Origin of the sequence: Halococcus sp. AFM35 (genome assembly GCF_051195015.1) — an archaeon.
Taxonomy (GTDB): domain Archaea; phylum Halobacteriota; class Halobacteria; order Halobacteriales; family Halococcaceae; genus Halococcus.
Window position 1 is genome coordinate 1 of sequence record NZ_JBNTJU010000050.1, and the last position, 9,207, is coordinate 9,207.

Annotated in this window: 10 protein-coding genes; 9 read left to right on the top strand and 1 reads right to left on the bottom strand. The window is 57.7% G+C overall.

The features are described from left to right. The first annotated feature begins 417 nt into the window (after window positions 1-417). The 7 genes from ACQUQO_RS17205 (at window position 418) to ACQUQO_RS17235 (ending at window position 5,911) form a co-directional block, all read left to right on the top strand. A complete protein-coding gene (locus ACQUQO_RS17205) occupies window positions 418-1,305 on the top strand; it encodes a TSUP family transporter (RefSeq protein ID WP_435079723.1) in 888 nt (295 codons plus the stop codon). Between the two features lie 556 nt (window positions 1,306-1,861). Next, on the top strand, window positions 1,862-2,152 hold the full coding sequence (locus ACQUQO_RS17210; protein WP_435079724.1) for a hypothetical protein: 291 nt from the start codon (window positions 1,862-1,864) through the stop codon (window positions 2,150-2,152). Window positions 2,153-2,979: 827 nt separating this feature from the next. Next, entirely contained in the window at window positions 2,980-3,267 is a 288-nt protein-coding gene (locus ACQUQO_RS17215; protein ID WP_435079726.1) for a helix-turn-helix transcriptional regulator, read from the top strand. Window positions 3,268-3,510: 243 nt separating this feature from the next. Further along, the gene (locus ACQUQO_RS17220) at window positions 3,511-4,683 is read left to right on the top strand and encodes an ISH3 family transposase (RefSeq protein WP_435079728.1); all 1,173 of its coding nucleotides are present in this window, start codon (window positions 3,511-3,513) and stop codon (window positions 4,681-4,683) included. A 167-nt stretch (window positions 4,684-4,850) separates the two neighbouring features. Further along, a complete protein-coding gene (locus tag ACQUQO_RS17225; RefSeq protein ID WP_435079730.1) occupies window positions 4,851-5,225 on the top strand; it encodes a TRAM domain-containing protein in 375 nt (124 codons plus the stop codon). Window positions 5,226-5,324: 99 nt separating this feature from the next. Continuing rightward, complete coding sequence (locus ACQUQO_RS17230; protein ID WP_435079732.1) at window positions 5,325-5,630, top strand: non-histone chromosomal MC1 family protein; 306 nt, start codon at window positions 5,325-5,327, stop codon at window positions 5,628-5,630. A 50-nt stretch (window positions 5,631-5,680) separates the two neighbouring features. Continuing rightward, the gene (locus ACQUQO_RS17235; RefSeq protein WP_435079734.1) at window positions 5,681-5,911 is read left to right on the top strand and encodes a hypothetical protein; all 231 of its coding nucleotides are present in this window, start codon (window positions 5,681-5,683) and stop codon (window positions 5,909-5,911) included. A gap of 630 nt (window positions 5,912-6,541) precedes the next feature. Here the strand turns inward: ACQUQO_RS17235 and ACQUQO_RS17240 are convergent. Next, window positions 6,542-7,258 (bottom strand): DNA-directed RNA polymerase subunit epsilon, encoded by a 717-nt coding sequence (locus ACQUQO_RS17240; RefSeq protein WP_435079735.1) that lies wholly within the window; start codon window positions 7,256-7,258, stop codon window positions 6,542-6,544. 253 nt (window positions 7,259-7,511) lie between these two features. Between ACQUQO_RS17240 and ACQUQO_RS17245 the strand changes: the two genes are divergently transcribed. After that, window positions 7,512-8,528 (top strand): hypothetical protein, encoded by a 1,017-nt coding sequence (locus tag ACQUQO_RS17245; protein ID WP_435079736.1) that lies wholly within the window; start codon window positions 7,512-7,514, stop codon window positions 8,526-8,528. Between the two features lie 80 nt (window positions 8,529-8,608). Beyond that, window positions 8,609-9,046: a hypothetical protein gene (locus tag ACQUQO_RS17250; protein ID WP_435079738.1), complete on the top strand. Its 438-nt coding sequence runs from the start codon at window positions 8,609-8,611 to the stop codon at window positions 9,044-9,046. Window positions 9,047-9,207: the final 161 nt, after the last annotated feature.

Here is a 9,207-nt window from a genome sequence, read left to right on the forward strand (position 1 = left end):
TGTGGGTTGTGGAGTGTTGCGCGCTCCTCCACGCCGTGAACGGCGTGGTATCCGCGCTGGGGGAGCTACGTTATGAGTGGAAATCATCTCTACATTATATGCGGAAAATGTTGCTTCTAATAGAGCCAATCCTAATTTCCCAAATTTGGACATAGGCCGCCCACAAATGGTATAATAGCCGAATTTTTATGCATTTGGTTGTCCTTGTTTGACCTACTATTGACCGGGAGACATTCCCTTATTGCCGACAGAAGCTGACATCTACCGATGGCAGATACAGCCAAGACATCTACCGATCATCACGGATCGGGTGGAGGCAATTCACCTGCGGGGGAGTCCGAGAGTACGATCGGCGCTCTTGCTCGCGAGATCGACGCGCGCGAATTCATCGACCGTGCACGGATAAGCCGACGTACGGTGGGGCGGGTAGGTTTTGCACTGGCTATCTATGCCATCGTGCTTGCTAGTATCGTCTTCTTCGTCGTTCCACGATATTCGGGGACGGCCGTCAACACCAGTGCAACATTTCTTCCAACGATTGTGATTGCCGCATTTCTCTTCGAGACGTTCGACTCCGCGTCGGGGATGGGCTTCGGTGCAACCCTCGGTGCGTTGCTGTTTGTGCTCGGATATCCCGCGGCTGCGGTCGTTCCTACGCTCCTGTTTTCGGAAGCAGCAACGGGGCTCGTCGGCGGGTTGTTCCATAATGAGTTCGAGAACGTGGAGTTCGGATATGGCGACGAGTCGACCACCGAGGCGACACGAGTATTGGGTCTCGTGGTAGTCATCGGTGTCGGAGCGACAATCGTCTCAGTCGTGCTTGCTTACCTCGCCATCGAGGTTTCGGGCCCGCTCGTGCAGGCGTACATCGGCATCATCATCGTGTTTATCGCCGGCCTGACGCTCTTTCAGAATGTTACTGACTTCTCAGGGACGTACAGTCAGCGACAACTCATCGGATTTGCGGCGCTCGCTGGCCTCAACAAGGGTATTACTGGCAGTGGGTTCGGACCAGTCATCACGCTCGGCCAGATTCTCTCGGGAATCTATGAGAAGAGCGCCACGGCGATCACCTCAATGTCCGAAGGGATCGTCTCACTGGCGGGCATCGTCACCTTTCTGACGATCACGATCGCCGGCGTCGGTCTCGACCTCACGCTGTTGCCTTCGGTGTTCGCTGGTGGATTCCTCGCTGCCATCCTTGCACCCTATACGGTGCGGGTAATGCCGAACCGAATTCTTCAGTACATCGTCCCAGGATATGCGTTGATACTTGCAGCCACGCTGTTCGCTGATATTCTCTGAGGGCTCAATTGAATTCGTGAATACAGGGTCGTCAGTATCGGTGCGTCATGTCGGGGAAGGTGAGCAGACTGAGGAGGTTGGGAATCTCGCAGCGTACCTGACAGCGTACACACTCGGAGGCGAAAGCAGCGGTGACGGCGCGTGTGGATATGATAGAGAGCGCTAGCGCATACCTCCGCCTTTAGTGGCTAGCGTAACCTTCTGACGTTCAGCATCAGCCAGCATACTTTACCCGGCGAGCACTGCCAATCTGAGCGAGAACGAGCGTCAAGAACTTCGGCTAGGCCCTAGAGGCGGAGGTCGAGCGATATGGCGTCACGCGGGTTGACGCAAGAGTTAAGCGTTCTCCGGGCCAATGGGAGGTTGCTACGGCAGCGGTGAGAGACCATCCCCTGAGAACACTGGGATGGACGATGACATGGCTGCCGATGGGGTCCCATTGGCCGGACCACAGCCCTAAGAGGGGATTCAAACGAGAGTTCCTCCGGTATGCTGCCGGTTCCCCTCCCAGTGCGGGTTGGAACCGAAGGCTTCGACGCGACGAAGCCCGAATCCCATGCGTGGATTCCCCGGCCTTCAGGCCGGTGGAGGGGGTCAACCGCTGGAAGCCGAAGAGGCGCGTCAGATGATGCTCACCCTCCTGTGGGCGACAAACAGCCGGTACTGGCGGCCTTCGGATGGTGCGCAACGGCATATGTCGTATGAGCCGCCGGAGTCCGATGAGATATGGGAGCTGGTAGGGATTCGAGATGGTCCCGATGGCGAGCTGCGTGAGGTGGTTCCTGGAATGGGTGGAGTGACGCTGCTCGAAACGTGGAAACCGCCGCCAGAGGTGAAGGATAAATGACTGCTCTACTCGAATCCCTGAGTAGAGTAGTCAATTGTTGTGCGTCACGGCCTCAAGCCCTGCGTATCGGTGAAGCTGGCGTAGAGTACCGTGCGGTATTATCTTGCCAGACGGTTCACCACATGCTGCGAGAGTGGGACCGTTCTGCTGAGGATGGAATGAGCACGGGTAGAGTAAGTCATCTGGGGGTCTCCTCAGCCGTGCTCAGGCCTTCTTCGAAGGCGACTGACATAGGTGATGTGGCCGCAAAGGTCCTGATGCACGGTTGAGTGGAGTGATGTACGATGATTTTTGCGCTTGCTGTCGATTCGGCGTTGCTGTGCGGTGCTGCTCCCTCTTGCATGGCGTCGAAAACCCACTGACAGCGATTGTCTGAGGCGAAACCTACTGTAGAATTCTCTCTTTATAACTAAAGGCGAAATCCGCAGTATCGCGCTGTATTCTGTTGGCTACGTTCGATTCGATGGTGTGTCCTGTTTCATCGAAGTGCTCGATGGCGGCCTGAAAGAGTTCGTCGCGGTCGTGGTCTTCGATGCTGATGGACCAGCTGCATTCGGTGCAGTAGTCAGGTGTCATAGAACGGTTGGCATGGTTTTTAGGAGCCAGTAGAGAGGCCTGCTACCGTTGGCTCTGAATAGCGACAACACTAGCTGTTTCTCAAACACTGATTTTCGGGCTGTTGCTGAGGCGTGTGAAGAGTTCTATGACACGCTATGGTGGATGGCTGGAAACCCGTCCGACGATATGGAAAGCTAACGCAATTTCGATTTTGGCTCAACTTTTGAATATCGATATATTTTAACTGATAGAACAGCCACCTCTTGGATATGTATGATTTGACTGGCTTCCAGCGCGATCTGCTGTACGCTGCTGTCGGACAAGACGAGCCAAAGGGGCTAGCGATCAAGGACGAACTCGAAGAGTACTACGAGACCGAAATTCATCACGGGCGGCTCTACCCAAATCTCGACACGCTCGTCGAGAAGGGACTGATCGAGAAGGGCCAGATCGACCGTCGAACGAACTCCTACGAGGTCACACAGCGTGGCTACCGCGAAATCGAGGCCCGCCGGGAATGGGAAGAGCAGTACGTGGCTGCTAAAGCCGAGGCCTGACAGCCCATGAGTAGCGTTTCTCTTCGCGATGCTCGTTCTTTGAGAGGTTGCTCATCGAGAACGGTATTGAACACCGTTGGGACAGAGAGCGTATAATGGTCGAGATCCCCGACCAGCTGGAGTGTTTGTTCACCGCTTCGGTCGAAGAGGACGAAGGCTCCTACAGTCGGTAGTTCCCATCGAATCAATTGAAAGCCATAACTGACGAAGTTAGATTCTCAGAAAGCGTCTGGATGGGTACACGTGAGATTTCTCTACCATCCAGACACCGTCCTTACGGCCTCTGACCTCGAAAAGTTAGCGCTTGGTCTTCTGACGGAGCTTCCGATACCCGGAGTCGAAGGCTGCGGCTTCGACTCCGAGATTATCCGTCAGACGCTCCTGCAAGCTACTGTCGATCAAAAATCCATCAAGGCTGTCACCGACACTACCCGTCAAACCTACTCCGATGACTACACACTTGCCCAGCTTCACACCGTCCCGCCCGATGAGCTCGAAGCTGTCGTCAACGACCTCTTGGCTCAGCAGGCGGCGATGATCCTCGGCCTCGGCCCGAGGATCATCTGTCTCGACTTCGTCGATATCCACTACCACGGCTTCCCACACGCTGACGATGGCGAACTCTGTCACACGAATCCCCGCGATGGCACCTCCCAGTGCCATCGCTACCTCGTTGGATTCGTTCTCTGCCGATCCAAACCACTCATCGTTGCGGTAACTCCCGTCCGTGGCGACGAACCAAAGAGCGACGCGGTCGAGCGACTGCTCGACCACGTCGCGGCCCTCCCGTTCGATATCGCTGGACTCCTCGCCGACCGTGGGTTCTACGATGGAACGTCTATCGAGCGACTGGATGCAGTGGCACCAGTCGCTCTCCCGATCATCCGCGGCGGCGAACAGATGGCCGAGAAACTCGACACGACAGTCTCCTACTGGACGGAGTACGTGATGTACGAGGGAAGCGAGCGGGAACTGCGCTTCCCGCTCGCAGTTTGTGTCTCTTACCATCGGGGCAACCGCGGCAAACACGGTTTGCTCGTTCGAGCATACGTGGCGTGCGATCTGGCTGATCGCACGCCCAAAGAGGTCGAAGCCCTCTATCAGAAACGTTCAGCTATCGAGACGGCCTTCCGGACGATGCGCGAGGCGCGTGCGCGTACAAGCACGACTGATCCAACCGTTCGGTTGTTGTTCATCCTCGTGAGTTTCTTGTTGCGGAATCTGTGGGTGATCGTTCGATGGGGCGTGCTCGCCACGCCGCGTCGCGGCGGGCGAGCACTTCCTGTCTGGTTCCGTTTTGAGGTGTTTCGAGAGTGGATCGACCACGCTCTCGACGAAACACTGTGTCGGAAGTGGGAAACACCGACGAATGGCATTGGCATTCCAGCGAGCTACAGCCAGCTGGACGCGGGCTGAACAGGCCCGCGTCCAGCGGCAATACCGGGACTGAGCGACCGCTTCACCTCTTATCGAGATGACGGCGGTCTCACTGGAGTGAGACCGCCGTCTTTGTTCAGCTCGGTCACGCATTGGCTCTGATTTCCCTCATCTCGTTCCAGAAATCGAGTCAGCAATCAGGGCTGATGGGAACTACCGACAGTATCGAGATACCGCGGGAGGAACTCGATATGGGGCAGGCTTCGGCCGGCGAGACCTATCGCGTGGTGGTCTTGGACGAACCCCAGCCCAGAAGCGAGAATCAGCTGACCGAAGCGTCGGCGACAGCAGGGGCGTCATCACCGCCGACGCCACCGGTATCGAGCGGTGACGTCCGCGAGGTGACCATCGAATCGCTGGGCGAGCAAGGCGATGGGATAGCGAAAGTCGAGCGCGGATACGTGCTGTTCGTTCCCGGAGCGCGCCCTGACGATGAAGTGACTGTCGAGGTCACCAACGCTCGCGAGAACTTCGCGTTCACGCGAGTGCAGGATGACTCGGATACTTCTGCAGATCGATAACAGCCCTACTCGGTCGTAGAGAGTGGCTATTTGTCGAGAGAAACCGCCTGACTGGGGTACATTTATCACATAGCCACGCTATGTTCGCGTGAGGAACTCATGGCAAGTGACAAGCGAAACTTTGCACTCCGAGAGGAAACCGGCGAGGAGACGAGCGTGTTCTCCGGGAGCACGCCACGCCAAGCAGCACTGAAAGCCGCTCGGCGGCTTGAGCCGGCAGAGAGCGAAGATCAAGCGCCACGCACCACGTTCAGTCTCCGCGAGAAAGGAACGAAGAAACTCCACATTTACGAAGGATGGGCATGGCGCAGCGACGCACCCGCAGACAAGCCCGACTGGATGCCCGAGATGGTCACTGAAGCGAACGTCTCGAAAGAAGGCATCGAGCATCTCGACGAGCTCTGACGCTTGATTGGCTGATACAGATTGATATACAGGCGGCTGAAACACTACGTATGGATGAAGAGCGGCGGATACCGCCGTTCGCCGAGGACACGCTTGCACTGTTGACCGACGCCGCGGGTGGGACCGGCGAGAAACTCCCGAAAGACGAGGCCATCGACGTGATCACCGACGTTGAGGGCGTCAGCAAAGCGGGCGCTGAAGACGCGTTCGCCCAGCTCGAAAGCCGCGGCTACATCTACTACGTCGAAGAGCAGATTCGCATCACACCACTTGACGAGTGAGCGATCCCAGATCCCCTGCTTTCATGTCTGAGAGGCGACCCGAAGTCCCCGACTTCACTCGAAATCCGGTGTGGTGCCCATAATGTTTGAGAGATCAGGCCTCTGAGTGCGGGCATGGCGATTTCCGTCCGGTGCGACGTGGGGGCACGCTGATTGAGCGCAGTGGCACGTTCGGCATGTGAATGGCAAACAACTTCATGTGCCTCGGCGCAATATTTGCCAACGCTCAGCCCATGGAGCCGTTCGTCTACGAGTGCGTCAACTGCGGTCACCAACTCAGCGGCGACGACGGAGCGTCGCGATCCTGTCCGGAATGCCGCCGGCTGATGAAACGCATCGGTTCGTCGTGACTCGATCAGGGTGTCATAGAACGGTTAGCATGATTTTCGGCTATCGGCTGAGAGGTCTGCTATCGCCGCAATTCAGAAGCAGCGATATTGGCTACTTCTCAGATGCCGTTTCTCGGGATGCTACTGAGGTATGCGAAGAATTCTATGACACCCTGGACTCGATAGCTACTGGAACGAGAATCCGTGAAAAGATCCGATCGCGCGCGAGTGTACCCCTCTCGTATCTACACCTTGTCGCCAGAAGCACTTAAAGAACGGATGGTAGCTCTCGACCCATTACTCAAGCTGAGGAACCGACACTAAGTTCTGGCAGGCTCGGGTCGCGGTAGGGATTGCGTCCATAGACCGCATCGTGGAGGTCCTGCTCGTCGAGTTGTTCGGTCAGGGTTCGCCGGAGACGGTTGAGGTTGGTCACGTCGAGATCGTGTTGTTCGCACAGCGCGGTGAACTGTTCGTCGTCGGTGATCGAGTGGAACTGCTCGTAGAGGTCGCCGAGGCGTTCGGGTGGCTGGTCGGCGATCCACTCCTCATCGTGGAGGCCGAGATGGTGTTCGCGCTCGCGGTCGACGACGTGGCGAATCACGACAAGCGCGACCTTGGGAATGGCGCGCTGGCTGCCGAAGGCAGTGAGATCAAGATCGACCATCGTGCCGATAGCGCGGTCGCGTTGCCACGGTGTCAGGCCGAGACTCCCACAGAGTGCGTGAGTGAGACGGAGCTTTTCGAGGCGGTGAGCGCGTTGGCTGTACCCTTCCATTGCGGGGTGGCGCTCTTCGTGAAGTCGGCGGATGCTGTCGCTGAGGTCGCCGTCGGGTGAGTCCGCGCGACCGATGCGTGTCGCGCTCGGCGTGACTAACCCCCAGCGGCGAGTAGTTTCGTCGCGCTGGAGATCGGCACGCGAGACAGTACTATCACCGGGCTGGCGACTCAACTGACCGACTTCTTCCTCATCGGGCGGGGAAGAAGTCAGTCGTGGAGCGGTTCCACCATTGGGCATGGCTCAGACGGTAGTAGCCACTGCGAGTTGAAAGATGCGTCTGTGTAGAATTATCCCACCGCAGAACCCGACGACCCTCTCTCGTATCTTCACCTTGTCGCCAGAAGCACTTAAAGAACGACTCAGATGATTGCTCCCTCTCGCTTCCGAGGCTCCACGTGAAGTATGTGACCGGGTAGCAGAGCGGGATTTTCACTCGAAACCCGGTGGTGGTCCCCACGATTCTTGAGACAGCGGCTCTCTGAGTTGGAGTATGGCGATTCCGTTCGGCGCGACGTGGGGAACGCTGATCGAGCGCTGTGAGGACCTGCCCGGCGAGGCGACGCTCATCACGCCGCTGGCTTCGACACGATTCCGCATCACCGACGTGCAGGATCAGCGCATCATTATCGAAGACGTCGATTCGGGCGATTCCCAACCTCTCCAACGCGAGCAGTTCGAAGCGCTTGCCGGACACACGCGCGAGGCCGTCGATAGCTTCGAGCTCTCCTGGCTGCCGCCGAAAGCCGAACCGTACGCGGCGGTGCTTGCACTCCACCCACGCTACGTACTCGACGAACGCGAGAAGACACTGACCGAACTCGACGAGGCCGACGAGAGCGCCGTGCTGGACGATGCACCGCACTTGTCGATGACTGCGAGTGCCGAAGACGAGCATGATAGCCAGCGTGAGGAGCCTGACATCGACGTCTATGCGGATATGCTATTGCTGATCGACGCGCTCGAACGCGAGGACATAGGTGCTCTCGAAAGCGTCGAGACGCCCGTGTTGGTGAATCTCTATACGCTGCTGTCGGATGTCCAGCGAAATGCCAACGACCTCCGCAAGGACGTGACCGACGTTCTCTTAGAGCGCGTCGGGCACGACCGACCGCTGCACGGTCAGTACGGCTCGGTTCAGCGAACGACGCGGCGGAACCGCTCGCTCAAAGACGACGAGGAAGTGCTCGACGCGTTCGCGGAGACTGGCATCGATCGCGAGCAACTGCTCGGTGTCGACCGGAGCAAGGTCGAGGAAGCGTTGGATGTCGTCCCAGTATCCGAGTCAGAGGTGTACGACGTGAGCGAAAGCGAGTACGTGCGCAAAGCCGAGGTGGACGAAGAGCGCAAAGAGACGCGCTTGCAGGGGTTGAAGGATCGGCTAGCGGTAAGCGATGATCCCGAGGCAGATATCCTGCGCCAGGAAGTCGAGCGGTTGGAACAGGAGATTGAGGAGCTGACCGAGTTCTCACCGGGGAGTTCGCTCGAGACGGAGGCAGAAAGCGGCTGAGGCGAGGCCATTTTGATACAGCAGTATCGGGCTGCCTGACCTTCGCACTTATATTGGAGGAATGAAATACCAATGAAACAATGCCTGCACCGACCGTCTCTGACCACTATTCTCCGACCAAGATTGACTATCCGGCCGGTACGTACCGTGTGGTCGGCACCGACGACGAAGCTGTGACACTCCTTAAAGTAGGTGATAGCGACGGTCAGCGGGTCACTACCGGTGAGATTGTCACGGTCAGTTGCGAGGACTTTGTCGGATTCGAACCGGCCGAGAATCCGGATAGAACCCGTCGACTCGTGGACAGTGTCAGGTCCTCGTTGGAGGTGGTCTACTGGTCATTTCGGGTCTTCGGTCAGGAACTGATCGCCCATTCGTTGCTGACTCTTGTTGCAGTCGCGGTCATCCTGGTCGGAAATTTCGGCGAAGCGATCGTTCCACTCCCAGATACCATCTACAGCTTTCTGGTCATCATCGGTGCGCTCGGACTGGCGTACATCGGCAGCGGCCGCCTGTAGCGTCAGAACCCGCCCTAGCGGGTATAGACCCATCACGACGATAATCGCCCGCTGGAACACGCCCTGAATCCTGCTGAGGCGGGCATTACAGTTCCGTGTTCGACAGGCGCTAACGCCACGTCCTTTAGGGCGTGGATACAGCGCCGTCCGCGTCGGTCGCA

Bases quoted from the DNA above. Each gene is read 5' to 3' on its own strand.
- ACQUQO_RS17210 (WP_435079724.1), top strand. From the start codon at position 1,862: ATGCGTGGATTCCCCGGCCTTCAGGCCGGTGGAGGGGGTCAACCGCTG.
- ACQUQO_RS17215 (WP_435079726.1), top strand. From the start codon at position 2,980: ATGTATGATTTGACTGGCTTCCAGCGCGATCTGCTGTACGCTGCTGTC.
- ACQUQO_RS17225 (WP_435079730.1), top strand. From the start codon at position 4,851: ATGGGAACTACCGACAGTATCGAGATACCGCGGGAGGAACTCGATATG.
- ACQUQO_RS17230 (WP_435079732.1), top strand. From the start codon at position 5,325: ATGGCAAGTGACAAGCGAAACTTTGCACTCCGAGAGGAAACCGGCGAG.
- ACQUQO_RS17235 (WP_435079734.1), top strand. From the start codon at position 5,681: ATGGATGAAGAGCGGCGGATACCGCCGTTCGCCGAGGACACGCTTGCA.
- ACQUQO_RS17240 (WP_435079735.1), bottom strand. From the start codon at position 7,258: ATGCCCAATGGTGGAACCGCTCCACGACTGACTTCTTCCCCGCCCGAT.
- ACQUQO_RS17245 (WP_435079736.1), top strand. From the start codon at position 7,512: ATGGCGATTCCGTTCGGCGCGACGTGGGGAACGCTGATCGAGCGCTGT.
- ACQUQO_RS17250 (WP_435079738.1), top strand. From the start codon at position 8,609: ATGCCTGCACCGACCGTCTCTGACCACTATTCTCCGACCAAGATTGAC.